26 protein-coding genes are annotated in these 24,984 nt (G+C 68.9%); 10 read left to right on the forward strand and 16 right to left on the reverse strand.

From position 1 onward, the window contains the following. The first annotated feature begins 4 nt into the window (after positions 1 to 4). A complete protein-coding gene (locus G6N50_RS17570; RefSeq protein WP_083099843.1) occupies positions 5 to 778 on the forward strand; it encodes a hypothetical protein in 774 nt (257 codons plus the stop codon). Here the strand turns inward: G6N50_RS17570 and G6N50_RS17575 are convergent. The 3 genes from G6N50_RS17575 to G6N50_RS17585 all read right to left on the reverse strand — a co-directional run bounded on the left by G6N50_RS17575 (position 766) and on the right by G6N50_RS17585 (position 2,537). Beyond that, positions 766 to 1,437, reverse strand: coding sequence for a GAP family protein (locus tag G6N50_RS17575; protein WP_083099842.1), 672 nt, complete (start codon positions 1,435 to 1,437; stop codon positions 766 to 768). The genes G6N50_RS17570 and G6N50_RS17575 overlap by 13 nt on opposite strands. Before the next feature lie 66 nt (positions 1,438 to 1,503). Continuing rightward, entirely contained in the window at positions 1,504 to 2,178 is a 675-nt protein-coding gene (locus tag G6N50_RS17580) for a GAP family protein (protein WP_083099840.1), read from the reverse strand. A 53-nt stretch (positions 2,179 to 2,231) separates the two neighbouring features. Beyond that, positions 2,232 to 2,537, reverse strand: a complete 306-nt coding sequence (locus G6N50_RS17585; protein ID WP_007768747.1) for a hypothetical protein — start codon at positions 2,535 to 2,537, stop codon at positions 2,232 to 2,234. Between the two features lie 231 nt (positions 2,538 to 2,768). Between G6N50_RS17585 and G6N50_RS17590 the strand changes: the two genes are divergently transcribed. After that, entirely contained in the window at positions 2,769 to 4,211 is a 1,443-nt protein-coding gene (locus G6N50_RS17590; RefSeq protein WP_232069003.1) for a glycosyltransferase family 39 protein, read from the forward strand. A 6-nt stretch (positions 4,212 to 4,217) separates the two neighbouring features. Here the strand turns inward: G6N50_RS17590 and G6N50_RS17595 are convergent, their stop codons facing one another. Together G6N50_RS17595 and G6N50_RS17600 are read right to left on the reverse strand one after the other, a co-directional pair. Beyond that, positions 4,218 to 5,039, reverse strand: coding sequence for a glycoside hydrolase family 16 protein (locus tag G6N50_RS17595; RefSeq protein WP_083099837.1), 822 nt, complete (start codon positions 5,037 to 5,039; stop codon positions 4,218 to 4,220). A gap of 318 nt (positions 5,040 to 5,357) precedes the next feature. Beyond that, the gene (locus G6N50_RS17600; protein WP_083099836.1) at positions 5,358 to 6,392 is read right to left on the reverse strand and encodes an NADP-dependent oxidoreductase; all 1,035 of its coding nucleotides are present in this window, start codon (positions 6,390 to 6,392) and stop codon (positions 5,358 to 5,360) included. A 57-nt stretch (positions 6,393 to 6,449) separates the two neighbouring features. Between G6N50_RS17600 and G6N50_RS17605 the strand changes: the two genes are divergently transcribed. Continuing rightward, complete coding sequence (locus G6N50_RS17605) at positions 6,450 to 7,145, forward strand: DUF3060 domain-containing protein (RefSeq protein WP_083099834.1); 696 nt, start codon at positions 6,450 to 6,452, stop codon at positions 7,143 to 7,145. A gap of 14 nt (positions 7,146 to 7,159) precedes the next feature. Here G6N50_RS17605 and G6N50_RS17610 read toward each other — a convergent pair whose 3' ends face one another. From G6N50_RS17610 to G6N50_RS17625, 4 genes are all read right to left on the reverse strand, one after another. Next, positions 7,160 to 7,498 (reverse strand): hypothetical protein, encoded by a 339-nt coding sequence (locus G6N50_RS17610; RefSeq protein WP_276053288.1) that lies wholly within the window; start codon positions 7,496 to 7,498, stop codon positions 7,160 to 7,162. Between the two features lie 114 nt (positions 7,499 to 7,612). Further along, complete coding sequence (locus G6N50_RS17615; protein WP_083099861.1) at positions 7,613 to 9,010, reverse strand: DUF7159 family protein; 1,398 nt, start codon at positions 9,008 to 9,010, stop codon at positions 7,613 to 7,615. 133 nt (positions 9,011 to 9,143) lie between these two features. Next, the gene (locus G6N50_RS17620; protein ID WP_163650861.1) at positions 9,144 to 11,108 is read right to left on the reverse strand and encodes an Hsp70 family protein; all 1,965 of its coding nucleotides are present in this window, start codon (positions 11,106 to 11,108) and stop codon (positions 9,144 to 9,146) included. A gap of 153 nt (positions 11,109 to 11,261) precedes the next feature. Then, complete coding sequence (locus G6N50_RS17625; protein ID WP_083096774.1) at positions 11,262 to 12,491, reverse strand: hypothetical protein; 1,230 nt, start codon at positions 12,489 to 12,491, stop codon at positions 11,262 to 11,264. Between the two features lie 38 nt (positions 12,492 to 12,529). On the opposite strand from G6N50_RS17625, the gene G6N50_RS17630 reads away from it, so the two are divergent. Together G6N50_RS17630 and G6N50_RS17635 are read left to right on the forward strand one after the other, a co-directional pair. Next, complete coding sequence (locus tag G6N50_RS17630) at positions 12,530 to 13,150, forward strand: TetR/AcrR family transcriptional regulator (protein ID WP_083096773.1); 621 nt, start codon at positions 12,530 to 12,532, stop codon at positions 13,148 to 13,150. A gap of 4 nt (positions 13,151 to 13,154) precedes the next feature. Next, positions 13,155 to 13,625 (forward strand): nuclear transport factor 2 family protein, encoded by a 471-nt coding sequence (locus G6N50_RS17635; RefSeq protein ID WP_276053256.1) that lies wholly within the window; start codon positions 13,155 to 13,157, stop codon positions 13,623 to 13,625. Between the two features lie 3 nt (positions 13,626 to 13,628). On the opposite strand, the gene G6N50_RS17640 is transcribed toward G6N50_RS17635, so the two are convergent. Continuing rightward, positions 13,629 to 14,288 carry a L,D-transpeptidase family protein gene (locus G6N50_RS17640; protein ID WP_083096785.1) on the reverse strand — a complete coding sequence of 220 codons (660 nt, stop codon included), beginning with the start codon at positions 14,286 to 14,288 and terminating at the stop codon, positions 13,629 to 13,631. Positions 14,289 to 14,387: 99 nt separating this feature from the next. Continuing rightward, entirely contained in the window at positions 14,388 to 15,065 is a 678-nt protein-coding gene (locus G6N50_RS17645; RefSeq protein ID WP_083096770.1) for a phosphatase PAP2 family protein, read from the reverse strand. A gap of 81 nt (positions 15,066 to 15,146) precedes the next feature. On the opposite strand from G6N50_RS17645, the gene G6N50_RS17650 reads away from it, so the two are divergent. Beyond that, the gene (locus G6N50_RS17650) at positions 15,147 to 15,629 is read left to right on the forward strand and encodes a hypothetical protein (protein ID WP_083096768.1); all 483 of its coding nucleotides are present in this window, start codon (positions 15,147 to 15,149) and stop codon (positions 15,627 to 15,629) included. Here the strand turns inward: G6N50_RS17650 and G6N50_RS17655 are convergent. Further along, positions 15,613 to 15,897, reverse strand: coding sequence for a hypothetical protein (locus tag G6N50_RS17655; protein WP_067837361.1), 285 nt, complete (start codon positions 15,895 to 15,897; stop codon positions 15,613 to 15,615). The two genes, G6N50_RS17650 and G6N50_RS17655, sit on opposite strands and share 17 nt — an antisense overlap. Before the next feature lie 74 nt (positions 15,898 to 15,971). Between G6N50_RS17655 and bluB the strand changes: the two genes are divergently transcribed. The 3 genes from bluB (at position 15,972) to stf0 (ending at position 19,008) form a co-directional block, all read left to right on the forward strand. After that, positions 15,972 to 16,640 carry a 5,6-dimethylbenzimidazole synthase gene (bluB, locus tag G6N50_RS17660; protein ID WP_083096767.1) on the forward strand — a complete coding sequence of 223 codons (669 nt, stop codon included), beginning with the start codon at positions 15,972 to 15,974 and terminating at the stop codon, positions 16,638 to 16,640. A 68-nt stretch (positions 16,641 to 16,708) separates the two neighbouring features. Further along, on the forward strand, positions 16,709 to 18,139 hold the full coding sequence (locus G6N50_RS17665) for a sulfatase family protein (protein WP_083096765.1): 1,431 nt from the start codon (positions 16,709 to 16,711) through the stop codon (positions 18,137 to 18,139). A gap of 65 nt (positions 18,140 to 18,204) precedes the next feature. Next, the gene (stf0, locus tag G6N50_RS17670) at positions 18,205 to 19,008 is read left to right on the forward strand and encodes a trehalose 2-sulfotransferase (protein WP_083096763.1); all 804 of its coding nucleotides are present in this window, start codon (positions 18,205 to 18,207) and stop codon (positions 19,006 to 19,008) included. Here stf0 and G6N50_RS17675 read toward each other — a convergent pair. Continuing rightward, a complete protein-coding gene (locus G6N50_RS17675; RefSeq protein ID WP_083096762.1) occupies positions 18,997 to 19,782 on the reverse strand; it encodes a trans-aconitate 2-methyltransferase in 786 nt (261 codons plus the stop codon). The genes stf0 and G6N50_RS17675 overlap by 12 nt on opposite strands. A 153-nt stretch (positions 19,783 to 19,935) precedes the next feature. On the opposite strand from G6N50_RS17675, the gene G6N50_RS17680 reads away from it, so the two are divergent. Further along, a complete protein-coding gene (locus G6N50_RS17680) occupies positions 19,936 to 21,135 on the forward strand; it encodes an alpha/beta hydrolase family protein (RefSeq protein WP_083096760.1) in 1,200 nt (399 codons plus the stop codon). Here the strand turns inward: G6N50_RS17680 and eccE are convergent. The 3 genes from eccE to eccD are packed head-to-tail and all read right to left on the reverse strand — an operon-like array spanning position 21,125 to position 24,965. Further along, on the reverse strand, positions 21,125 to 22,141 hold the full coding sequence (gene eccE, locus G6N50_RS17685; RefSeq protein ID WP_142275626.1) for a type VII secretion protein EccE: 1,017 nt from the start codon (positions 22,139 to 22,141) through the stop codon (positions 21,125 to 21,127). The genes G6N50_RS17680 and eccE overlap by 11 nt on opposite strands. Then, positions 22,138 to 23,544, reverse strand: coding sequence for a type VII secretion-associated serine protease mycosin (mycP, locus tag G6N50_RS17690; protein ID WP_083096758.1), 1,407 nt, complete (start codon positions 23,542 to 23,544; stop codon positions 22,138 to 22,140). The genes eccE and mycP overlap by 4 nt, the downstream gene beginning before the upstream one ends. Beyond that, on the reverse strand, positions 23,541 to 24,965 hold the full coding sequence (gene eccD, locus G6N50_RS17695; protein WP_142275625.1) for a type VII secretion integral membrane protein EccD: 1,425 nt from the start codon (positions 24,963 to 24,965) through the stop codon (positions 23,541 to 23,543). Before eccD ends, mycP begins: the two co-directional genes overlap by 4 nt. Between the last annotated feature and the right edge of the window lie 19 nt (positions 24,966 to 24,984).

A 24,984-nucleotide genomic window follows, 5' to 3' on the forward strand; every position in this document is an offset into this window, starting at 1 on the left:
AGACATGGACGCACAGGGCTATTGCATGAGGTGGCGCGACAACGCCGAACGCCGCGGCGTGCCGGCCCGCGTGGTCGCCGAGATCGCCCGCCGGCACGGCGTCACCGCCGCGCGCTTCGGGGTCCTCGAGAACATGGCCGAGTTCAACGACCCGCACGGCAAATCGTTCTTCCTGATCCCGCCCTACGCCGACGGTGTCCGGGCGCGCGACGCGGTGCTGATGACCTACGTCCTCAACGCCGACACCGGCTACGGTAAACCGGCCGAGCGTCCCACCGACTTTCCGGCCACCCCGTACGGCGCCGCCGAGGTGGCGCGAATCATGGCCCGGCAGAACGCAAACCGCTGGAGCTACACCCGCGACGTGGCCTTCGTGCACCGCAACGGGGGCCGCCTGGTCACCACCCCCAACGGCATGCTGATGGGATTGGGCGGCAACGGGATCCAACGGCTGTTCAGCCAACGCGGCGGCACCACCTGGGGTGACATCTTCATGGTCAACATGGGCAGGGTCAGCGACCCCGGTGAGCAGCTTGGCCGGATCGTCTCGTCCGGACGGGCCTGGTATCTGGACGCCGCCGGCACGCCCCGGGCGAGCCGCCTCGACCTGGACCGGGTGTTGCACCACGAAGAGCGGCACGCCGCGCAATGGGCGGACCGCGGTTACCTGGGCATGCTCGCCGGCTACGGCCGGGAGCTGTTGCGCGAATTGGTCTTTGGCGCCATCAACAGGCTCGAGGAGGACGCCGGACTGGCGGACGGCGGCTACAGGGCGTGAATCCCGTGGTAGAGCACCATCGCACCGATCAGCACCAAGACCGCCGCGAGCAGGGCGGCGTTGTTGCGGTCCATCCACTCCTTGAGCCGCGCCAGCGGGTCGTCGAGACGGCTGCCGGCCGCCGCGTAAGCCAAGATCGGGATCGCGACGCTTGACGCCGCGATGACAACGAAGAACGCGGCGGCCACCCAGTCACCGGCGACGCCGAGCCCGGCGGTGCCGATGCCCAATCCCGCCGGGATGCAGATGAGCACCACGTCCGGCCGCACCACGGCCAGCACCGCCCCCATCATCCCGGCCCGGGCCGGGGTGATGCTGGCGAACGAGCGCATCCAAGCGGGGGACTCGGCCTGGCCGTGCCGGTTGAGCCACTTGTAGATGCCGTACACGATCAGCGCCGACCCCAGCACCACGCGCAGCCACGACGACCATCGCGGCGGCGACTTGTCCAGGCCGCCGAGCAGGTGGGAGGCGGCGACGGAGAGCGCCGTCAGCGCGGCGAGGGTCAGCGCCCAGCCGCTCAAGAACGCCAGACCGCTCGGCCGCGGCCGCGGCGCCTGCAGCACCAACACCGCCGGGATGACCGTGAGCGGCGAGAGCGAGATGACCAGCCCGAGCGGAACGAGACCGGTCAGCACCGTCCCCCAGCTTCCTGCCATGGGCGGCATCCTTTCATTGCGCGGGCGATGCGACGCCGAAACGCGCCGTATTCGGCCGAACCGGAATCAAGCCAGCGCGCGAATCCCGTTGTAGAGCACGATCAACCCGATCAGAATCAGGATGACGGCCAGCATCGCGTCGTGGTTCGCTTCCATCCAGGCTTTGAGACGTTCCAGGGCATCGTCGAGACGATCACCGGCGCCGACGTAGGCCAGTATCGGGATCGCGACCGTCGACGCGGCGACGATGACGAAGATCGCGGCGGCGACAAACTGCTCGCCGGCGCTCAGGCTGCTGTTGCCGACGGCCAGGCCGGCGGCCGCGCACAGGATCAGCACCTCGGGCCGCAACGGCACCAGCACCGCCCCTATCACTCCGGCGCGTCCCGGCGAGAGGGTGGAGAACGAACGCATCCAGCGCGGCATGCTGCGCTGCCGATGCCGGGTGAACCAGTGGTACGCCGCCAGCGCGATGAGTGCCAGGCCGAAGGCCAGCCGCACCCACGCCGCCCATTTCGGCGGGGCCGCGTGGACCCCGCTGAGCAACTCCGAGCCGCTGACGAACGCGGCGGTGAGCGTGACGAGGCCCAGCAGCCAGCCGCCGAGGAAGGCGAGACTGGCCGGGCGCGGCCGCGGCGCGTGCAGCACCAGCACCGCGGGAATGACCGTGATCGGTGACAGGGCGATGACCGCCGCCAACGCGATGAGCTTGCTCAGTACCGAGGCCCAACTTGCGTCCACGGGCAGCAATCATCGCATCGCCGTCGCGCTCACGCAGCGGTTGACCGCACCGGTCAGCCTTTGCGGCGCAGCGTCCAGGCGGGCACCCAGTGCGTCACCGTTCGGCGCTTCGATCCGTAGGCGACGGGATAGGTCACCAGCCCCCACCAGTCGCCCTGCTCGCAGAGGGCCCAGCAGCTCAGCCACCCCTCGACGACCTTGTGCAACTGCAGACCGTTGGGCTGGTAGCGCCCCGAACGGTGCGGCTCGCGCGGGAACAACACCGTCAGGTCGACCAGCACCGCGACCGCCGGACGGACCACCCGGAACGGGCTCCGGACCGGCTGGCCGTTGTACCCGATCGACGCCAGCGGACCCATTGATCGATCATACGTTCGAATAGGCGTCGGGTTGAGCCCTCTGAGCGGCCCGGTTCGCTTCTGGCACCATAGCGGTGTGTCCAGCCAGACCGCGACGTCCCGGACGGTGCGGTGAGCATCGGAGCGACCGAGGAATCACGGAGTCGCCGCGCGGTACGCAGCGGTCGCCGACCGGCGGTACCCGCCCCGCTGGATCCGTTGATCGTCGCGATACTGGCCGTCGCGGTGAGCATGGCCGGCGCCGCCCGGCCGTCCTTCTGGTACGACGAGGCCGCGACCATCTCGGCCGCCTACAGCCGGTCACTGACCCAGATGTGGCACATGCTGGGCAACGTGGACGCCGTCCACGGCTTGTACTACCTGCTCATGCACGGCTGGTTCCGGGTTTTCCCGCCCACCGAGTTCTGGTCGCGCGCGCCCAGCGCCCTGGCGGTGGGGGGCGCCGCCGCGGGCGTCATCGTGCTGGGCAAGCAGTTCTCCTCCCGGACCGTCGCGGTGGCCTCCGGCGTGTTCTGCGCGATCCTGCCGCGGACCACGTGGGCGGGCATCGAGGCCCGCCCCTACGCGATGTCGATGATGGCCGCCGTGTGGCTGACCGTTGTGCTGGTCTATGCCGCGCGCCGTGAAACCGGCTGGCCGTGGCTGTCTTACGCTGTCGCGCTGGCCTGCTCGGTCGTGCTCGACGCCTACCTCGCGCTGTTGCTGGCGGCGTACGCCGTGTTGATCGGCGTTTTCCACCGGAGCCGAACGGCGTTGGTGGGCTTCACCATTGCGTCGGTCGTGGCCGTGGGCGCGCTGCTGCCGTTCCTGATGACGGTCGCCGGGCAGGCGCACCAGATCAGCTGGGTCGCACCCATCGGCCACCGCACCGTCGAAGACGTGCTGATGCAGCAGTATTTCGAGCGATGCCCGCCGTTCGCCGTGCTGTCGGCGTTGCTGATCGGTGCGGCAATCGTGTTGTGGCTCAGCGGTTCCGCGCGGCTGGCGGCGTCGGAGCGGCAGCTGTTGGTGCTCGCGACGGGGTGGCTTGTCGCACCGACCGTCGCGATCGTGACGTATTCGGCGCTGGTTCACCCGATCTACACGCCGCGCTACTTGTGCTTCACCGCGCCGGCGCTGGCGCTGATTATGGGCGTCTGCGCTGGCGCGGTGGTGGCCAGACCCTGGGTGGCCACCGCGGTCGTCGGCCTGTTCGCGGTGGCCGCCGCGCCGAATTACGTTCGGGTGCAACGCAATCCGTACGCCAAATACGGAATGGACTACAGCCAGGTCGCCGACCTGATCACCGCGAAAGCGGCGCCGGGCGACTGCCTACTGGTGAACGACACGGTGACGTTCATGCCGGCGCCCATGCGCCCGCTGTTGGCGGCGCGCCCGGATGCCTATCGCAAGCTGATCGATCTCACGCTGTGGCAGCGTGCGACTGACCGCAACGACGTCTTCGACACCAATCTCATCCCCGAGGTGGTGGCCGGACCGTTGAGCCAGTGCGGCGTCGTCTGGATCATCACCCAGGCCGACCCGTCCCAGCCGGCGCACGAACAGGGTCCGGCGCTGCCGCCCGGCCCGGTCTATTGGGCGAGCACGGCCTTCGCGGTCCCGCACGACTTGGGCTTCCGGCTGGTCGAGCGCTGGCAGTTCAACCTGGTTCAGGTGTTCAAAGCGGAACGGTAACGCGCTCTACCAGATATGGATCCAGTCGACGAGCATGTCCGCTGGGTAGGTCGCCGCGGCGGGATCGCCGGCGCCAACCCCACCGACGGCGAGGGTGAACATCGGCGTCATCCAGTAGCCGGGATTGTTGAACGGCCACCGAAAGTCGTCGGGAGCGCCGCCGTGGACGTGGATGGGCTTGTTGGGAACCTTGAAGTACTCGGCCCCGTCCCGCGCGAACTCGAAACCCTCCTCGCCCCAATGCATTCGCCAGGTGTGCCAGTTGCCGTCGACCATGCCGGGGATCGATTTGCCTTCCCAGGTTTTCCCGTTCGACGCGGCGTGCACCGTCGTTCCCGGAGGCCACGAGCCATTGCCGTACCACTCGAAAAGGTCAACCTCGCCGTCGGGCAGCGGGTCCTCGTTGACTCCCCAGAATGCGGACCACAGGCCCGGGTCCAAACAGTTCAGCTTGATCCGCGCTTCCCAGGTTTGGTTGATCATGCTGCGGAAGTTGCCCCGCAGTTTGGCGCCGTAGTAGGTGTCCCCTTCCCGGCTGGCACGCAGCACGAGATTGGAGTTCCCGTCCTGGAACACGTTTCGGCGGTCGTCGCGGTATATCCCCGCGACCGGCGGGAACACGTCGTCCTGCCAGGTCTGGATCGTCCACTTGCCCGGATCGGGCGCCGAGCCCGCGGGCCCGTCGAACTCGTCGGCGAAGATAAAGTTCCCACCGCCGGCCGACGGCGGCGCTTCGGGCGCCGACGGGGTGGCCCAGGCACCCGGCAAGCGCATCGCAGCCCCGATCATGCCGAGGCCCGACATCAACATCATGCTGCGACGATCCATTTAAACCACCAATCGTTCCAAGCCGGCTCGTCAAGCTCGGCAAGATCTCCCCAGGCAACTCTCGCAAACGGTGTTATGAAACCACGCGGTGGGGGTGGCCCGCATCCCGCCGTCGGGGTCCGCACGCGCCGCACGCACCCGATCCACGCGCGGTGTTCCCGCTCAGCGCCCGCGCGCCGGTCCGTCGCCGCCATCGCCTGTCATGAACAGGCGACGATAGCAGCCGCGGCGCCCACTTTTTTCGATTCGCCTCGTGACCATCAACCGCATTGACATACCCCGGTCGGTGAATATCAAGCAGTTTGATTTCGGTGCAGGCTAGGACGGCTCGCCCCGCCGGCGACTGGGTTCGCTGAGCCTGACCAGGGTCTTGCCGACGTTGACGCCGGTGAACAGGCCGTTGAGGGCATCGACGCATGACTCGATGCCCTCAAAGATGGTCTGCCGGTGGTGAAGTCGGCCTTCGGCCTCCCACTGGCGCAGCGCGGCGAACGCCTCGTCGAAGCGGCCCCACTCATCGAGCGCGTTGAACCCCTGCATCAGCGCGGTCTTCGACAGCAGGTTCACGTAGTTGGCCGGGCCGGGGTGCTCGCCGGTGAGGTAGCTGGAGATGACACCGCACAGGACGACGCGCGCGCGGGAGGCCAGCCGGCCCAGCACGGCGTTGAGGATGGGCCCGCCGACATTGTCGAAGTAGACGTCGACGCGTTGCGGGCAATGCTTTTTCAGCGCCGCCGCGATGTCGTCGTTCTTGTAGTCGATGCACGCGTCGAACCCGAAGTCCTCCACCACCGCCCGGCATTTCTCCGGGCCGCCGGCGATGCCCACCACCCGGGCGCCGGCGATCTTGGCGATCTGCCCGGCGACCGATCCGGTGGCGCCCGCGGCCGCGGACACCACCACCGTTTCCCCGGGCTGCGGGCGGCCGATGTCGGTCATCCCGAAATAGGCGGTGGCGCCGGTGGGCCCGTAGACCGACATGATCGCCAGCTGGTCGTCCTCGCCCGGGATCGGCGTGCTGAACAGGTCGTCGCGGATGAGCGCGTATTCCTGGAAGCCGGTCAGCGTGGTGACGACGTCGCCGACGGCGTAGGCGTCACACCGCGACGCGACCACCTCGCCGATCCCGGCCGCCCGGATGACCTCGCCCAGCTGCACCGGCGGAAGGTAGCTGGGCTGGTCATCGAGCCAGGTGCGCGCGGCGGCGTCGATGCCGACGTACGTGGTTCGCAGCAGCGCCTCGCCCTCGGCGGGTTCGGGCGCCGGCGTGGTGACCATTTCCGTGTCATCCGGCTGGACAAGCCCGGAGGGGCGGCGACGCAACAGGACCTGGCGATTCGGCAAATCGGGCACGATCGTAAAAACTACCGAACGGGCCGGAAACGCAGAAGCGAATGGCATATTCATTGCATGGCAGCAAACGAAGACCCGGAAGACCGGATCCGGGAACTCGAGCGCCCGCTCGCCGAGGCGGCACGGGCGTCAGAGCAGGGCAGTTCGCAGCCCGCCGGCCAAAACTATCCTCCCGGGCCGGCGGGCGCCCCGCCCCCGCCGCCGGCTCCGTGGACTTACGGCGGGCCCATCGCCGGGCCATTCCAGCAACGCCCCTCGAACAACCGCGTCTGGTGGATCGTCGGTACGGCGGTCGCCATCGGCGTGCTGGCCCTCGCGGGTGGCATCGCGGCCTTCGCCGCACACCAGATTTCCGGGGTGAAGTCGATCATCGCTTCACCGCCGACCATCTCCACAACCTTTGGGCCACCGAGCATTTCGACGAGCCCCGGCCCGTCGACCTCCCGGCGAAGGTCAACGTCGCCGTCGACCTCGCCCGCCGCACCGCCGGGCACCACGCTCAGTGTCGCCGGCATCAACGAGAACCGCACCATCGCGTGCAACGACAACATCGTCAGCGTCAGTGGCGTTTCCAACACGGTGACCATCACCGGGCACTGCACCAGCCTGTCGGTGTCCGGTGTCCAGAATTCGATCACCGTCGAGGCCGTCGACAGCATCGAGGCCTCGGGCTTCAACAACAAGGTCACCTACCACTCGGGCACGCCGAAGATCAGCAACTCCGGCGGCTCGAACGTGGTGCAGCGGGGCTGAGCCGAAATGTGTTGTTACGCAGGATCTTCGGCGTCGTCATCGAGGACGCCGACCGCAATGCCGTAGGGCAAAAAGCGCACCTTGCGGTTGGGATCGACGTTGTTCTTGTTCGCCCGCAAGGCGTCGAGCTCGGTCGCGTAGACCTGCTCGACGCGCGCGCCGCCGTCGGCGTCCACGGTGTAGATGGCCCACACGCCCTCACCGGCTTCGCCGGCGGTCTCCGGGGCGCCGCGGGGACGCCGCGACAGGTCCTCGAAGACGGCGGACCAGCCCGTCCGGCCGCCGGGGGCGGCCACGAACTTGCTGACCCGTTCGAACACGTCGCGAAGTCCTTCGCTGCCTTCCCGGATCATTCGATCGAACTCGTCGGGGTCGAATCCGAATCCACTGTGCTCGCCCACGCGACCTCCTTGGCGCTCGTGTCGTAACTGCCAGTGTGCGCTCAGTCGGGGGCGTTTGCCACGTGCTTACTGGCCGGGCGGCGGCGGTGGGGTGATCGGAATCGGCACCGTGACGAACGGGAAGTGCAGGTACATGGTCACCGGTGGCTGGCTGGGCGGCCGCGGCGCGGCCGGCGGAGGAGGCGGTGCCGCCGGCGGGGGCGCGGGTGCGGCGGCCGGAGGCGGGGCCGCCTGCTCAACGGGCGGCGGCACGTACTGCGGCGCGGGCCGGGACGGGGCGCGATGGACCGGTGCCGCCGGCGGCGGATTGACCGGGGTCTGCGGCGCCGCCTGCTGCACCGGCGACGGCGCGGGCGCCGGGGCCGCCACCTCCGACGGGCTGGGCGCGGGTGCGGGCGGCGGTGGCGCCGGGCTCGGCGCGGGCAGCTGAGCTTGCGGCGGGCTGCTCGGCGGGGCCGCCGGCAGCTGGGCTCGCGGCGTGGCCACGCTGACGCCCGCATGGTGCCCGACGTCGGGCCCCGGGCGATCCGACGTCAACGTCACCAGCACCACCCCGCCGATCACGGCGGCGATGCCGGCCAGGGCGCTACCGGCCAGCACCATCGACCAGGGCCGGCGCGGGGGTCTGTCGTCCTCGTCCGGGACGGCGCTGTACGCCCGGGCGTCGGTGCCGACGTCGGCGTGGCCCCAGACGTCCAGGTAGGTCGGGCTGAGGGCGGGTGGGTTCATTTCTCCGGTGCCCGGGTCCAGCGCGTAGGCCAGCGCCGCCGTCGACGACGCGAACAGCGGGGCGTTTGCCGAGGCCAGCGCCGCCCCGCGGGCCAGCGCCATGTCCGGATCCTCGGGGCCGATGACCGGAAGCGAGGTGGCCCCCTCGAGCGTGGACTTGAGCGCCACGATGTCGGTGCCGCAGCCGACCAGGAACACACCGTCGGCGGGGGACCCGCGGGCGTCCAGGCCGGACACCATCGCCGCCAGCTCGGTGGCCAGCCCCCCGCCGCCACCGTCGCCGGTCTGGCGCCGGTGCAGATCGACGATGGAGCCGTCGGCGACGTCGACAACGGCCAGCGTCGCGTTCGCCGGCTCGACGAACAGCATCGCGAGGCGTTCGTAGCCCAGCGCGTAACCCACGGTCTGTGCCAGCGCGGCCGCGGCGAGCAACGGGGCGACCAACATCACGCCGCCCAGTTCGTGGGAGGCGATCGCGTCCCGGAGCGCGCCGACGCCGGCGGGGTCACTCCAGGTGACGCCGGTCGAGGCCAGCCGGTGGCCGCCCTCCATGACGCCTTCGCGGCTGCCGATGATCGCGTCGATCACCTGATCGACCGCACCAGCGGCCGAATTGTCAACGGCCCCAACCGCGAACTCTTCTTGTTCGACGGTCACGCCGTCCGCATTTTGGCCTTCGATCGCTACCAGGCGGACTGTCCTGGGAGCCATCGACACCCCAAGCACGATGTCCACGTAACGCCTCCAAGGTCTTTTCAACGCCCTTCGCAGAGGGCATGACGGGATGGACCCCCGTCCGAACTTGGTGACATAAACGTTACCCGCGTGCGGCGCGGCGCGCAGATGGTGTGCGTACGCAGGACGGACGCTAGTAACCCGGCCCGAGGAACGGATTCTGCGAGTTCCCCGGATATTGCGGATATTCGTTCTGCGGGTACTGCGGATATTCGTTCTGCGGGTACTGCGGGTACTGCGGGTACTGCGGAGTCGCAGGAGCCTGCTTCTGGGGCACCGGCACCGGAATCGGGACCGGCAGCAGCGGAACGCGTATCCACTCCGTCGTCATCGGCACCGTCGTGGTGGTGGTGGTTTCCATCGGTGGTGGCGGCGGCGGTGTGGTGGTTTCCATCGGTGGCGGCGGCACCGTGGTGGTGACCGTCGGTTGCGGCGGCGCAGTGGTGGGCGGCGCCGTGTGCTTCGGGGTGTAGACGGGAGCCGGCGGTGCGGTGGTCACCACCACCGGAGGCGGCGGTGGCGGCGGCGACGGCGGTGGTTCCGGCGGAGGCGGCGCCGGACTGGGAATCGGTTGCGCGCTGGGCGGCGGGGGCGGTGGCGGTACCGCGGTGGGCGGCGGTGGCGCGGCCGGGCGCGGCGCGACGGAGTTCGCCGGCGGCGCCGGCCGGGGGGCGACGGACGGCGCCGGCGGTGCCTGGCGGTTTTCTATCCCGGTCAGCGTGTAGGCCACCCCGCCGATCGCCGTCATGGCGACAACGGCGGACATGCCGATCACCAGCTGGGAGAACCGCAGACGCAGCCAGGGCCGCCGTTCCCGCGGCGGCTCGATGACGTTGAGCCGCATCGACCAGCCGGCCGGACCGTCTTCGTCGTAGGTTTCCCCTCCGAACCGCATCCGCAGGTCGCCGGGGTATTCGGTCTGCGACCAAGCCAATTCGCGATCGGTCAGCGCCTCGTCATCGATCACCAGCACATCGCCGGCGCCCAAGTCGACGACGTCGCCGGCGGCGTCGGACGAGGCGAGCAGCCCTATCGATGTCCGCGTGCGCAGGTCCAGCTCGCAGCCGCGCGAGGCCAGGATCAGCGCCCCGCTCGCCGCGGCCAGGGCCGGTTGCGAGGGCGTCAGGATCGGCGTGCGGCCGTGCATCGAAAGCCGTTCGGTGACAAGCGGAATGCGTGCGCCTCCGCCGACCGTGACCACCGCCGCGAGGTCCGACCAGCTCTTGCGGTAGCGCACCAGCATCTCGTCGAAGGCATAGATGAAGCCGGTGAGCCGATCCTGGATCAGCTCTTCGAGGTCGTCTTGGGTCAACGTCAGGCTGCAACTGCGCCCGCCGAGCACCGCGGTGATGTCGGTGGCCATCTCCGTCGAAAGCCGCTCCTTGCCCGCGCGGCACTGTTCCCTGAGCTCGCTGAGCTCTCCGACACCGGCGGTACTGGCCGGATCGAGGCCGCTGCCACGGCCCAGCTCTTCGAAGGCCCGCAGCTGCAACTCCTGGTCGATCTCGTCGCCGGACAGCGCGGCGTAACGCATTGTGGCGCTGACGAGTTCGAAATCCTCCGCCACATTGACCAACGTGGCCGACGTGCCGCTGCCACCGAAGTCGAGCAACCCGACCACGCCCTCGTCCGGCAGGCCGAGTTCGGAGCGCACCGCGGTCAGCGACGCGATCGCGTCCGAAACCAGCCGCGGGGCCATACCGCTTCGCACGAAGCCCAGATGGGTTCGCAGCGCGTCCCGCAACGTCTGCACCGTCGCGGGTTTCCAATGCGCGGGCACGGCGATGGAGATCTCCGAGCTTGAAGCATCCGCACCGGCTGCGAGCACCATCGCGTCCAGTGCCTCCACCGTCAGCAGCTGCGGCTCGTGCGCCGAACCGTCGGGCGACACCAGCGCGACGGAATCACCGATGCGCTCGATAAAGCCCTTCATCGGTACGCCGGGCTCGGCTAGGTACGGGTTCTCTTCGGGTGCACCGATTTTCGGTGCACAGTGCGGATAAAGGGTAAGCACACAACGGCGGCTAACCGGTGGGCTTCCGTTACGCGCAGCGACCAGGTTCGTGGTCCCGATCGACAACCCGAGTGGGTCGTACATAGAGCGAAACCTTCGTCTATAGGGGTCGGTGGCCAGCGTTAACGATAGCCGTGGACACGCGGAAAGCCGATGCTTCGCAATGTCATTGGTATCCGCTCGATGCCCTTGCGTCACCGAAGTGGTACCGAAAACCCCTTGACAAAAAGCCTTGTGTTACAACACCGTCAGCGGCAGCGAACGCCTGGGCTCGAACTGGAATGTCGATCCGCCGCTGACCCTGACCACCGAAACCTCTGGCAGTTCCTCGGCGGGAGTGTCGGTTTCGACCAGTTCCGCCGTCCAGTCGGTCGCCGTTCCGCTAACTCGGACCTCGATGTGCGGTTCCACCGCGGTGGCGATCGCCTGCAGGGGCTGCACGGATTCCGGCGAGCACAGCGAGATCCACGATTCGTCGTCGTGGGCCGGCGACGGGCGGACGTGCAGCCGGTTCGACTCCGTCTCGGCGACAACGTAGTCAGAAGGGTTCAGCAGCGGGTGCAGCTCGAGGACCCGCAGCACGCCCTCTGTCCCGCCGGGAAGTTTCAGCGCGCGGTGAATGCGCTCGGCGGCCACGCCCGCGATGCCGATCAGGCCGCGGGTGCACACGCCCAGGGCTTCGTCGTCGCTGGCGGCGCGCGCCCGCACCGCAATCGCGAACGACAGGTACAGCAGGTGCATCTGCAGGCACACCTCGTCGGCCATCCGGACCAGCGCCGAATGCGAGAACGCGGCAAAGTCGAAATCGGACAGCAACGGCCCCGAGTAATCCGCCTGTCCCTCGTCCGAGCGGTCGATGGGATCCAATTCCCATGTCGCAGCCCGGGTTCGGCCGACGATCTCCAAGGCCGGGATGCTTTGCGCCTCGGGATAGGACTCGTCGATGATGACCGTCCACGCACAGTGCGGGTGCCGGTCCGCCGGGGTGCGCGGCGGGCGGTGGATGGGACGCACCTGGGCACGCGGGTTGGTCGCTATCGCGGTGGCGTCGAAGGTCGGGTCCTCGATGGTGTGGCACATGCCGAACACGTACTGCTCACCCATCGGCTCCACATCGAGCAGGGCGCCGCAGTGGTCGAGGTGGAATTCGCCGTGCCAGCGGTCGTGCACGGTGTACCGGAAATCCATGAATTGCGGTGGGGCGCCGATGTCGAGCTGCAGGCCCTTGAAGATCGTCGGCACATCGTCGCCCTGGTAGTCGAGCGCCTTTTGCATCCGCCGGGTGTAGATCGGGCTGGCGCCCGCCCACTCCTCGATGGCGATCTGCACCATCTCGTCTCGGCCGAACGAGGAGATGCACCAGGCCATTCCGGATCGGTCGATCAACTGCCCGATCAGCAGCAGTTCGGGAACCAGGACGACGAGCTCGTCACGGGACAATTCCGCGTATCGCGAGGGGCTGCTCACGCCCCAAAAATAAACTCGACTATGTTATAAAGTCAACAATGTCCATCGTCGCTGGCCAGACGCCCGATCGCCCGGTTGGCCCCACCCGGCGAACCACCGCGCCCCGCAAGCGCGGCGATGACACCCGGGCGAAAATCATCGACGAGACGGTCCGCTGCATCGTGGAGGAGGGATTCTCCGCCGCCACCGCCAAGCACGTGGCCGAGCGCGCGGGCGTGACCTGGGGGGTCATCCAGTATCACTTCGGGGATCGCAACGGCCTGCTGATGGCCGTGGTGGACGACGGGGTGGCCCGCCTGGTGGACAGCCTGTCGTCGGCCGATGTCAGCGAGCTGCCGCTGCGAACGCGCATCGAGGTCGTCGTCGACACCGCGTGGTGCTGTTACAGCAGCCCGACGTCGATGGCCGCCTTCGAAATCCTGCGCGAGACCCGCGGCGGCCCGGACCCGACCTCGCGGCGCCACCTGCTCGAGATGAACGCCGCGATCGGTCAGCTGGGGCGCTTGATCACCACCGATCCCGCGCATGCCGGTGTGGCCGAGGTCATTTGGGCGACGCTGCGCGGGGTGGTGCTGGCCCAGATGCTCACCGGAACCGCCATCGACTGGAGCCTGGAACGACGCGCCCTCGTCGACATGGTCACCCGTGTGCTGCAATGACCTGATGACCCTCGACGACTTCGCCGATATCGAAGCGATCAAGCAAGTCAAATACCGCTATCTGCGCGCGCTGGACACCAAGCGTTGGGACGACTTCGCCGACACGCTGGCCGAGGACGTGATCGGCGACTACGGCTCGTCGGTGGGCGAAGAACACCATTTCACCAACCGGGTCGACCTGGTGAACTACATGCGCAAATCGCTTGGACCGGCGGTGATTACCGAGCACCGGGTGACACACCCGGAGATCACCGTGACCGGCGACGAGGCCTCGGGCGTGTGGTACCTGCAGGACCGGGTCATCGTCGCCGACTTCAACTTCATGCTGATCGGCGCGGCCTTCTACCGCGACACCTACCGGCGCACCGACGAGGGCTGGAAGATCGCCGCCACCGGTTACGACCGGACCTACGAGGCGACAATGTCGTTGGCGGGCCTCGATTTCAAAGTGACGCCCGGCCGGGCGCTGGACTGACGGCTACTTGGTGATGGCGATGACGGCACCGGGCCGCAGCCATTTCATGATCGACACCAGCTGAGCGTCGTCGACCGCCACGCAGCCCTCGGTGGGTTTGTTGTCCGTGGTGTGGAAGAAGAACGCGGCTCCCCCGCCCGGGGTCTTGTTCTTGTTGACGCCCATCACGACCGCGTGCTTGTACTGCGGGATCTGCAGGTTCTCGCTGTCGCCCGTGTTGAACGGGCACTGCGCCTTCTGGCACACCTGCATCGAGTTGAACGTGGGGCTGTGGTCGTCGCCGCTCCACCAGTAGTTGGGCCCGGAGACCTGGGTGTAGGGCAGGCCGGTCCCGGGATTCGGCGCCGTACCGAACGCGGAGTCGAGGCTGTACACGCCCATCGGGGTGGCCGGCACACCGCTCTTGGCCTGCGGTGCCATCCCCGCCGAACCGACGTGGGTGGGAATGCCGGACCGCAGCGACTGCCAGCCGGTGCCGGTGCGCTGGAAGATCTCCATGGTGGCGTTCGAACCGCCGGTGCTCACCACCGAAACCACCTGGGTCGCATCGCCAACCGCGTTCGCGAACCAGGGGGCGCCGGCCGCGGCACTGATCGGCGACAGCACCACCGCGGCGAAGATCACGCACGCCGCGGCGCACAGTGAAGTGAGCAGTCGGTGCATGCACTCCATCGTCGAACAGGTGCATCTTCAGGGTCAAGTAAAGCTTTAGCTCCGGTTAGGTCACCGCGTCGTGACCAAAAGCTCACGGGGACAGCGCCGTTAGGGCATGGCAGCGGGTTCGGCCGCGCGCTCGGGGATGGCGGATCGTTCGATCGGGGGCCGAAAAAGCAAGAGGCACAACAGCAAATACAGGTATCCGAGTGACCATCCGGCCAGCACGTCGGACGGGTAGTGCACGTTCAGCGCCACCCGGGAGATGCCGACCGCCGGCACCGACACCGCCACCGCCCCAACCGCGATGCGGCGGATCACCCGGTTCATCATCGGAAAGAAGAAGCACAACACCGCGAGCAGGGCGGCCGTCGCCTCCAGTGCATGCCCGGACGGAAACGAGCTGGACGACGCGGCGATCAGCATGGTGGCCGGGCGCGGCCGGTTGACCAGGGCCTTGGCCGCCGCGGTCGCGAACTCGTTGAGCGGGCCGCACGCAACGGCCAGCACCAGCGCGGCCCGCAGCTTGCGCATCGCCAGGGCGAACACCGTCACCGCGATGCCCAGCACAGACATCGGGACCGGGCCCAACGCATAGGACACGCCCTCCCAAAACCGCAACCACATCGGGTGTTTGACCGCGAAGTCGCGGGCCGCGTTCAGCAGCGACCAGTCCATCCGGTACAGCCACGTCCACTGCCGAGCGCAACCGACCCACAGCACCGCGTACACAGCCGCGGCCAACACTGCGATCCACGCGACCACCGGCGTCCTCGGGCGAGTCATAAAACCACCGATACCAGCACCCCCGTGGTGACATGCGTGCGACCCGCGGCACCGAGTCGCTCGCACGGTCATACTGTCGATATGGCCGTCTTTGTCCGTAGGTTGTTCGGCATCGGCAAGCTGCCCGACGCGCTCCACGCCCAGGTCGAGTCGGAAGGCCTTATCCACCTCGCCGATTACGTCGCCGTGACCCGGCGCTTCAGCGGCAGCATCCCGGGCGTGCGGTTGCCGCACAGCGTCGCCAGCTACACCGGTTCGTTGGTCTTCACCTCCGAGCGGGTACTGGCAACACTGTCCATGCTGCCCCGGCTGGCCGGCCCGACCGTCAACGTTCGGTGGAACGCGCCGCAGACCGGCGCGGCGCGGGTGGAGATTTCGTCCACCGGCGTGCAGGTCGACGTCGACGTCTCCCGGGTCGACGAGAAGTTCAACGGCGAGTTGTCGCTGCACTACAAGGTCGCCATCCCGGACGAGGTGCTCGAGGGCCTGCCCCGGCAGTCGCTGGCGTTCGACATGCCGCCGGAATACGTGTTCCGCGCGGTCGGTGTTACCTATAGTCCCTGACCGTGATGCGCGGCCAGGGCGGCTGCCGCAGCACCGCCAAGCTGCCGATCACCGCGGCCAGCAGACCGGTGATCACCCCGATCAGCGCGATCCGGCCGCCGTCCACGGCCGGCGTCCAGGAGGCCTTCCCGTCGCGGATGGCGAACACCCCCAGCGGTTTGGCCACCACGATGATCGTGGTGCCGTCCGGGGTCTGATAGGGCTCGCCGTAACCGCGGCCGGCGGCGGGGTCGGCGGCCAGTTGATCGAGTACATCGGAAGGCTTCACTTCAGCACTCCCTCCTGGGCGTTCACCTGGTTCTCGGGTGTTGGCAGGATCCACGCTAGTGCGGATTTCCTAGGATGGCTGACGTGACCGGTGAGCCATTCAGCCCGCAAGAGCGGCGCGCCGTCTATCGCGTCATCGCCGAGCGCCGTGACATGCGCCGGTTCGTTCCCGGCGCGGTGGTGGACGAGGCCGTGCTGGCGCGACTGCTGCAGGCCGCACACGCCGCACCCAGCGTCGGCCTGATGCAGCCGTGGCGCTTCATCCGGATCACCGATGCGGCGCTGCGGCGGCGCATTCACGCCCTGGTCGACGAGGAACGCCCACGCACGGCCGCCGCCCTCGGCGAGCGAGCCGAGGAGTTCCTGGCGCTCAAGGTGGAGGGCATCCTCGAGTGCGCGGAACTGTTCGTGGTCGCGCTGGGCGACGACCGCGACGCGCACGTGTTCGGCCGGCGAACACTCCCCCAGATGGATCTGGCGTCGGTGTCCTGTGCGATCCAGAACCTGTGGCTGGCGGCCCGGTCCGAAGGCCTCGGCATGGGCTGGGTGTCGCTGTTCGATCCGCAACGGCTGGCGTCGCTGCTGGGCATGCCGCCCGGCGCCGAGCCGGTGGCCATCCTGTGCCTGGGGCCGGTGCCCGAATTTCCCGATCGCCCGGCGCTGGAATTGGACGGCTGGGCCGTCGGGCGACCGTTGTCGGAGTTCGTCTGCGAGAACCGATGGGGCCGGCTGCCGACGCCCTGACGCGTCGGCACTCAGGAATCGTCGGGGGAAGTTGCGGTAACGTCGCCGGTCGCAAGGCAATGTGAGAGGTGACGCAATTGGCGCCGAGCGACAAAGCGAACCAAAAACAGAACACGGGCCAAAAAGACAACGTGCTGATCGTGCACTGGCACGACTTGGGCCGTTACCTCGGCGCTTACGGCCACCCCGACGTATCGAGCCCGCGACTGGACCGCCTTGCCGCCGAGGGCATCCTGTTCACCCGGGCGCACGCCACCGCGCCGCTGTGCTCGCCGTCGCGCGGATCGCTGTTCACCGGCCGCTACCCGCAGAGCAACGGTCTCATCGGGTTGGCCCACCACGGGTGGGAATACCGCGACGGGATCCGGACCCTGCCCCAGATATTGGCCGAATCAGGCTGGTACTCGGTGCTTTTCGGCATGCAGCACGAGACCTCCTACCCGAAGCGATTGGGCTTCGACGAGTTCGACGTATCGAATTCCTACTGCGACTACGTGGTCGAGAAGGCCGAGGAGTGGCTGCGGCAAAGCGCCGAAAACCTTGACGGCCAGCCGTTTCTGCTGACCGCGGGCTTCTTCGAGACACACCGGCCCTATCCGCGGGACCGATACACGCCCGCGGACAGCGCCGAGGTGGATCTGCCCGATTACCTGCCCGACACCCCCGAGGTCCGCGGCGACCTCGCCGATTTCTACGGGGCGATCAGCGCCGCCGACGCCGCCGTCGGGCGGTTGCTGGACGCGCTGGCCGACACCGGTCTGAACGCCACCACCTGGGTGGTGTTCTTCACCGATCACGGCCCGGCGTTCCCCCGGGCGAAATCCACGCTGTACGACGCCGGTACCGGCATCGGCATGATCATCCGTCCGCCCACCAACCGGGCCGTGCCTCCCGGCGTCTACGACGAACTGTTCAGCGCGGTCGACTTGGTCCCAACATTGTTGGTGCTGTTGGGAATTGACGCTCCGGCCGACGACATCGACGGCGTCTCACACGCGTCCGTCCTGCTGGAGCCGGATCCGAAAACCGCACCGGTGCGCGATCACGTGTACACCATGAAGACCTACCACGACTCGTTCGATCCGATTCGCGCGATCCGCACCAAGGATTACAGCTACATCGAGAATTATGTGCCGCGGCCCCTGCTGGATCTGCCGTTGGACATCGAGGAAAGCCCGTCGGGGCTGGCCGTCGCTCCGTTCGTCAAGGCGCCGCGGCCCGAGCGTGAACTCTACGATCTGCGCACCGACCCCACCGAGACCAACAACTTGCTGGCCGACGACGGCGCCGGCGCGGACGAGGTCGCGGCTGATCTTGCTGTGCTGCTGCATGATTGGCGCCAGCGCACCGGCGACGTCATCCCGTCGGAGTTCGCCGGCACCCGCATCTCCGCGCGGTACACCGAAACGTATCTGCAGATCCACTTCGCCAAGCCGACCCCACGCTCGGCCATCGCCGCCGACCGGGGCATCGAGGAAGACCAGCCCACGCAGCGCTAGTTGCGGTCAGCATGACGCATAGTTCGTCGCCGCGCCGCCCGCGCGATCCCGGTTAGGCTCATCGAGTGTCCGGCGCCGCGACGTCGTATCTGGTGATCGCCACCCAGCGCAGCGGTAGCACACTGCTGGTGGAGTCGCTGCGCGCGACCGGAATCGCCGGCAATCCACGGGAATTCTTCGAGTACCTGCCGGCCACCGGCATGCCACCGCAGCCGCGGGAATGGTTCGCCGGGGTCGAGGACGAGTCGATCCTGCGTCTGCTCGATCCGCTGCATACCGGGACGCCGGACCACGCGTCGCCGCTCGCCTGGCGCGAACGCATCCGCGCCGCCGGTCGCACCCCCAACGGCGTGTGGGGCGGCAAGCTCATGTGGAACCAAACCCCGCTACTGATCCGGCGCGCGGCCGAACTGCCGGACCGCTCCGGGACCGGCCTGCGCTCGGCGATCCGCGATGTGATCGGCGGCGAGCCCGTGTACATCCACGTCCACCGCCCCGACGTGGTGTCCCAGGCGGTGTCCTTCTGGCGTGCCGCGCAAACCCGGGTGTGGCAGGGCCACGCGGACCCCGAACGCGACTCACGCGCCTGCTACCACGCCGGAGCGATCGCGCACGTCATCGAGAACCTGCGACGTCAGGAAGACGGGTGGCGCGCCTGGTTCGCCGAGGAGCACGTCACGCCCATCGACATCGCGTATCCGGTGTTGTGGCGCAACCTGACGACGATCGTTGCCACCGTTCTCGAAGCGCTGGGGCTCGATCCCACGCTGGCGCCACCCCCGATGCTGCAACGGCAGGCCAACAGCCGCTCCGACGAGTGGGTCGAGCGCTATCGCAGGGAGGCGCCGCTGCTGGGGCTACCCAGCTGAGCGGCTCGAGCCTCCCACCTCGGCGACGACGAACACCCGCCGGAACGGGAAGATCGTCGTGCCGTCGGATCGGGGCGGGTAGGCGTCGCGCAGCAGCGGGATCAGCTCCTCGCGGAACTGCTCCCAAGTCTCGTCGTCGAGCCGCTCGCGTACCGGAACCAGCGCCGTGCCGGTGATCCATTCCAGCACCGGGTGCTCGCCGGTCAGCTGGTGCAGATAGGTGGTCTCCCACACGTCGACCTTGCATCCCGCGTCGAGCAGCAGATTGGCGTAGTGCGCCGGCGGCTGAACCACCGCCCCTACCCGAAAGGGTATGTCGCGCAGCAACTTCGCGTACGGCTCCCGTCGGGCCAGTGCCCGCACCGCCGCGTAGGACGGCGACTCGAAATTGCCCGGCATCTGGACACCGATCCACGATCCGGACGCCAGCTCCCCCGCCCACCGGAGCAGCAGGTCGGCGTGCTCGGGCACCCAGTGCAGGGCCGCGTTGCTGACCACCACGTCGGTGTCGGGTTTGGGCTTCCAGTCGCGCAGGTCGCCGGTGACCGCGTCGATGCCGCGCTCCTTCGCGGCGGCCACCATCTCCGGCGAGCTGTCCATCGCCTCGATCACCGCGTCGGGCCAGCGCCGGGCCAGATACTTCGTCAGGTGGCCGGGGCCGCAACCGAGATCGACGACGCGACGCGCCCGGTCGGCCCCCACCCGCGACAGCAGATCGTAGAACGGGCGGCCGCGCTGGTCGGCGAAGGCCAGGTAGACGTCCGGATCCCACATGTCGATCCTCCCGTTCCTCGCACCGCCGCTAGCAAACCGTATATCTCCCATGGTGCGCCGACGCGTCTCGACTGGTCCCGGATAGCACCACTATGACCCGAAACCGGTCAAACGCCCAGGAAACGCGCGCCCGTCCGGCTACCATCGGCGTTCGTGGCGACCGACTCAGATCCGATCGACCCGCCCATCCCCGTTCCGGACGTCCCCGGCGCCGATCTATCGGCCGGCGCCGGCGGATTACCCCCCCACTCGGCGTTGTCGCCACGTCAGCGAATGGTAGTCGAGGCATCCGCCTTCGGCGATCTGGCCCTGCGCACTTGGGTGGCCTCGCTGCTCACCACCACGGTGGCGCCGTTCGTGGTCGCCAACACCCTGCGGCAGTCCGATCCCGCCGCCGAGCGGGGCAACCTCGACTTCTACGCCGAGTTGGGCGCGGCCGCGGACCCGGCGCGATCCTTTCCGCCACCCACCGGGGTGCCCGAGGTCACGTCGCGGCGGGCCAGTCCCCTGGCTGAGTGGATCGCGCGCGGCACCGTCGACAACATCGCGTTCCCCAGCAGCTTTACGGCAATCAACCCCGCCATGCGCGCGCAGTGGGACGCTTGGGGATCCAACAACATCGTGCGCGCACAGCATTGGCGCCACGACGACGGACCACGTCCCACCCTGTGCGTCATTCACGGCTTCATGGGATCGTCGTACCTGGCCAACGGCCGGTTCTTTTCGTTGCCCTGGTACTACCGGGCGGGCTACGACGTGCTGATGTACACGTTGCCCTTTCACGGCAAGCGGGCCGAAAAGTACTCACCCTTCAGCGGTTTCGGCTATTTCGCCGGTGGGCTGAGTGGTTTCGCCGAGGCCATGGCCCAGGCCGTGCACGACTTCCGTTCCATCATCGACTATTTGCACCACACCGGGGTTGACCGCATCGCGCTGACCGGGATCTCGCTGGGCGGCTACACCTCGGCGCTGGTGGCCTCGGTCGACGACCGGCTCGAGGCCGTCATCCCCAACTGTCCGGTGGTCACCCCGTCGACGTTGTTCGACGAATGGTTCCCGGCCAACGTGCTGGTCCGGTTGGGTTTACGCCTCTCCGACATCGGCCAAGACGACCTTGCGGCCGGGCTGGCCTACCACAGCCCGCTCAATTACCGGCCGCTGGCGCCCCGGGACCGCCGGATGATCATCACCGGACTCGGTGACCGGATGGCGCCGCCCGACCACGCCGTCAAGCTATGGCAACACTGGGATCGGTGTGCGCTGCACTGGTTTCCGGGCAGCCACGTGATTCACGTGAGCCAGCTGGATTACCTGCGCCGGATGACCGCGTTCCTGCAGGAGGTCATGTTCTGACCACCTCGACGGTGTCGGCGGCGTCGGTCTCGGCGAGCGAGGCCCGATCGGCGGCACCGGCCAGGGTGGGCCAATAGAGCTGCGAGAGAAGCTCATTCGGCACGGCGGTGTGTCCGTCCAGCCGCCGCGTGGACAACAGGTCCAGCGCCGTCAACGCGGGCAGGTGATTTCCGCGCTGCGGGGTCAACCCGTCCACCGGCGCCTTGCCGTCCGGGCCGGTGTCGGTTTGCAACGCACAGGCCACCGCAACGGTGGGCCGGCTTTTGTCGCCGGCGATTTCCAGCGCGGTACAGGTTTCGCGGGCCGAATACGACCGGATCGCCTCCAAGGTCTCCGGCAGTGCGTCGTCGACCTGGATTTGGTACGCGGCGAGGTAATCCGAGGCGCCGCGCTGCACTCCCCGCCACCTCTCGCGGGGGTTTGAGGTCAACAGCCGGGGCGCGTCGTCGGCCGCGACGGTGGTCGCTTCCCAACCGATCTCCCGTAGATGGTCGGCCAGCCGGCGTGCCGCGACCTGTGCGGTCTCGTGCAACGGGATTCGCGATGAGCGCGCCTGCAGCGCAGCGAGATTGTCGGGCGCCGACACGGTCAACCCGATCCAGGTCTCGCGTCGCGATGCGTCGGAGGCGTTGTCGCGGCTGGTGATTCGCAGCTTGTCCACCCGGATGCCGTAGCGGTCCAGGTAGCTCGCGATCAGCGGGAGCGGCAGCACATCGGGATCGTCCCCCGGGGCGCCGAGGCGAATGAGGGCGGTTGCCGCCGTGTCGGATGTGCTTACGGGAACCGCATTGCCGCGTTGGATCATCGCCAGGCGCCGGCGCAGGATGGTGGTGAAATGCAGACCGCCCCACCAGCCGAACAACACGATCACGATGGCGGCCGCGATGCCGAGCAACCAGTAGTCGCGGGGCGTATGCCACGGGTAGGCCATGACCGCGGGCACAATGGCCAGCAGCGCCAACGTGATTCGAGCGCTGCCGACGGTCGGCATCCGGTGCTTGCTCACGGGGTGGGGTCCTTTCGTCGGCGTGCGGCGATTGCGGTGACCGCGCCGGCCACCGCGACCAGCACGGCCAGCGCGGCGGTGCCGGCCACCGCGACGGTCCGGGGTTTTGTGTCCTTGGGCGCCGGTGCCGGCGGCACGGCGACCGGTTTCACCGATGCGCCGCCGGGCTGATTACCGGCGGGGAGTTGCCAGGTCAGAGCCGCCACCGGATCCACGCTGCCGGTACCGACCACGTTGGACGGGTCGCGGGCGCCGTTGTGCGCGGTTGCGGTGATGCGACGCAGCACCGCTGTGGCGTTCAGGTCGGGGTATTTGCTGCGGACCAGCGCCGCGACGCCGGCCACGTAGCCGGCCGCATAACCGGTTCCGGAAAGTGCGGCGAGTTGCTGGTGCTCGTCGGGCAGGCCGTTGGCCAGTCCGCCGCCGTCGGCGTTGCCGATCGACACGATGCGTTCGCCCGGCGCGGCGACACCCACCCACGGCCCCGCCACGGTGAACTTCGACGGCTGGCCGTCCGGGGTCAGCGACGCCACCGAGAGCACGTAGGGCTGCCACCACGACGGGATGGACACCGACGTGACGCCGGCCCAATTGCGTGGATCGCTCGGGCGGCTCAGGTCGGTCAGCGGATTGGACTCACACGAGGTTCCGCCGCCGGCTCCGGTTGGTCCGCTGTCGCCCGCGCCGGCCACGATCACTGCGTCCTTGTCCACCGCCGCGTACCGCACCGCGGCCCCGAGGGCGGCCTGGTCGACGGGCCGGTCGACGGGCATGCAGGTGGCCGAGCCGATGTCGATCACCCGGGCACCGAGGTCTGCCGCGTGCACGATCGCCCGCGCGAGGGTCGAAACCTCGGCCGACACCCGAACCATCAGCGGATCGCCGCCGGGCGTCCGCGGCGAGAACTTGGCCGACGTCGTCCGTAGCGACACCACCCGCGCCGCGGGCGCCACGCCGGAGAACCCGTCGTCGGCCGACGGCTGGCCGGCGATGATCCCGGCCACCAGGGTTCCGTGCCCGTCGCAGTCGGTCAGCCCGTCGGTCGTCTCCACGAAGTCACCGCCCGGTTCGACGTTGGGCAGCCGAGGGCCTGGCCGCACCCCGGTGTCGAGCACCGCCACCAGCTGCCCCTCACCGCGCGAGAATTGCCATGCCGCAGGCAGGTTCAGCACCGACTGGCTGGGGGCGATGGCGCCGGGATCGCTGCCGGGCACGACTCCGGACGTGCTGCAGGGTCCGCGCTGTTCCATCGGCTGCCCGGGCCCCGGCGTCCCGCCGGGCGGTGGGACGCCGGGATCGACCGTCGGCGGGCTGATCGCGAACGCCGGCGGACTCGTCCACGTCGCGGCGGCCGGCAGCAACGCCAATGCCGCCGCGACGCAGGCTGATGCCGGCCGAATCATCGATTGAGCACCCAGCCGAACAGGCCCACCACGAACGCCATCACGGGGATCAGCGACGCGTCGAGTCCGGTCGCGACGAAGCCGACCAGCCTGCGCACCGGCAGCGAATAGCTTTCCGGCGCGGCGATACCCGGGTTCAGCGCCACCACGATCCACACCGACACGAGCGCCAGCAGCACCAGCACCGCGCCCAGGGCGGCGGCGTAACGTCCGGTCGACGTGTAGAGGACCAGCAGCACGCCGGCGGTCAGGAAGGGCTGGGCGAGCAGCCACGCCTTGCATGCGGCCGAGTCCCACACCCGGGCGCGCAGCACGGACGTCGCGGCGGTGGCCGCCACCACGTACCAGCCCGCACCGCTGAGCGTCTCGGGCCGCAGCGCGATCGCGACCGAGCCCAGGACGCTGAGAAGTACTGCGGCGGCGATGAATCCGCTCTGATGCGCGTCGCTGATCCGGACCCGGCGCGGCAGGTCCTCGAGCACCCGCAGCGACGGCGCCGACGGCGTGGGGTCCCCGGGCGCCGGGATGACCGGCAACGGGAAGCGCGCCCACAATGCGGACAGCTGCGCCGCCTCGATGGTGACCAGCAGCGCCGCCACGACCAGCCCGCAGCCGATGGCGATCGGCCTGAGGTGCCAGAGCAATTCGGCGCCCGCGGCCAGCAGCACCCCGGCGCCCACCACCGCGGTCGCGGTGAAGAACCCGGCGATGCGTTCACGCTCGGCGCTGGGCGCCATCAACGCGATTAACGACCACGCGGTGACACCGGCGGCGGCCAGCGTCAACTGGGCGGGGCCGAATTTGCCCGGCACGGCCAGCGCCAGGGCGGCGGCGATGGGAACCAGTGCGGCGATGGCGAGCGCCATTCCGGTGCGCGCCGAGCGCGCGGTGACCAGCAGGCCGACGATCGCGGTCAACGCCGCGACCGCGCTGACGGCGACCAGTCCCAGCAGCGCGCCGGTGGCCACCCGGTAGGTGACCGACAGGCCGGTGGCCAGGAACACCACCGCGATCGCCGCGGCCAGAGCGCCACGCTGGACATGCGTTGTGCCCCAGGGCTTGAGCCGGGACGTGGAGAAGATCATGGCCGCGTCGGCGATGTCCTCGACGATGCCGGGCGCGGCCGGACCGGCCGGCACCGCCTGCAACGCCAGCAGGTCACCGTCGACGACGCCGACCGTGTCCAGGCTGGCGTCCAGGCTGAACGGCGCGCCACCGATGGGCGCCAGGCTCAGCTGGGTCGCCGCGCCGATCTCGGCGGCACCGCGCCCGGCGGCGCCGTCATCCGAGTCACCGATCGTTGCGGCGGGAACCACCAGACGCTGGACGGCGGGCAGGATTTCGCGCAGCGGCAGCTCCGCGGGCAAGGCCATTTCCGTCAACCTGCTGTCCGCGAGAATTGCCACGCGGACGATCGGCATGACGGTTCCGGACGTCACC

The sequence above is a fragment of the Mycobacterium mantenii genome (assembly GCF_010731775.1).
Classification (GTDB): Bacteria; Actinomycetota; Actinomycetes; order Mycobacteriales; family Mycobacteriaceae; genus Mycobacterium; species Mycobacterium mantenii.

Excerpts from the sequence above, each read along its gene's own strand:
- G6N50_RS17570 (WP_083099843.1), top strand. The coding sequence starts at position 5 with ATGGACGCACAGGGCTATTGCATGAGGTGGCGCGACAACGCCGAACGC.
- G6N50_RS17575 (WP_083099842.1), bottom strand. The coding sequence starts at position 1,437 with ATGGCAGGAAGCTGGGGGACGGTGCTGACCGGTCTCGTTCCGCTCGGG.
- G6N50_RS17585 (WP_007768747.1), bottom strand. The coding sequence starts at position 2,537 with ATGGGTCCGCTGGCGTCGATCGGGTACAACGGCCAGCCGGTCCGGAGC.
- G6N50_RS17590 (WP_232069003.1), top strand. The coding sequence starts at position 2,769 with ATGGCCGGCGCCGCCCGGCCGTCCTTCTGGTACGACGAGGCCGCGACC.
- G6N50_RS17595 (WP_083099837.1), bottom strand. The coding sequence starts at position 5,039 with ATGGATCGTCGCAGCATGATGTTGATGTCGGGCCTCGGCATGATCGGG.
- G6N50_RS17605 (WP_083099834.1), top strand. The coding sequence starts at position 6,450 with ATGGCAGCAAACGAAGACCCGGAAGACCGGATCCGGGAACTCGAGCGC.
- G6N50_RS17610 (WP_276053288.1), bottom strand. The coding sequence starts at position 7,498 with ATGATCCGGGAAGGCAGCGAAGGACTTCGCGACGTGTTCGAACGGGTC.
- G6N50_RS17620 (WP_163650861.1), bottom strand. The coding sequence starts at position 11,108 with ATGTACGACCCACTCGGGTTGTCGATCGGGACCACGAACCTGGTCGCT.
- G6N50_RS17630 (WP_083096773.1), top strand. The coding sequence starts at position 12,530 with ATGTCCATCGTCGCTGGCCAGACGCCCGATCGCCCGGTTGGCCCCACC.
- G6N50_RS17635 (WP_276053256.1), top strand. The coding sequence starts at position 13,155 with ATGACCCTCGACGACTTCGCCGATATCGAAGCGATCAAGCAAGTCAAA.
- G6N50_RS17640 (WP_083096785.1), bottom strand. The coding sequence starts at position 14,288 with ATGCACCGACTGCTCACTTCACTGTGCGCCGCGGCGTGCGTGATCTTC.
- G6N50_RS17645 (WP_083096770.1), bottom strand. The coding sequence starts at position 15,065 with ATGACTCGCCCGAGGACGCCGGTGGTCGCGTGGATCGCAGTGTTGGCC.
- G6N50_RS17650 (WP_083096768.1), top strand. The coding sequence starts at position 15,147 with ATGGCCGTCTTTGTCCGTAGGTTGTTCGGCATCGGCAAGCTGCCCGAC.
- bluB (WP_083096767.1), top strand. The coding sequence starts at position 15,972 with ATGGCTGACGTGACCGGTGAGCCATTCAGCCCGCAAGAGCGGCGCGCC.
- G6N50_RS17675 (WP_083096762.1), bottom strand. The coding sequence starts at position 19,782 with ATGTGGGATCCGGACGTCTACCTGGCCTTCGCCGACCAGCGCGGCCGC.
- mycP (WP_083096758.1), bottom strand. The coding sequence starts at position 23,544 with ATGATTCGGCCGGCATCAGCCTGCGTCGCGGCGGCATTGGCGTTGCTG.
- eccD (WP_142275625.1), bottom strand. The coding sequence starts at position 24,965 with ATGCCGATCGTCCGCGTGGCAATTCTCGCGGACAGCAGGTTGACGGAA.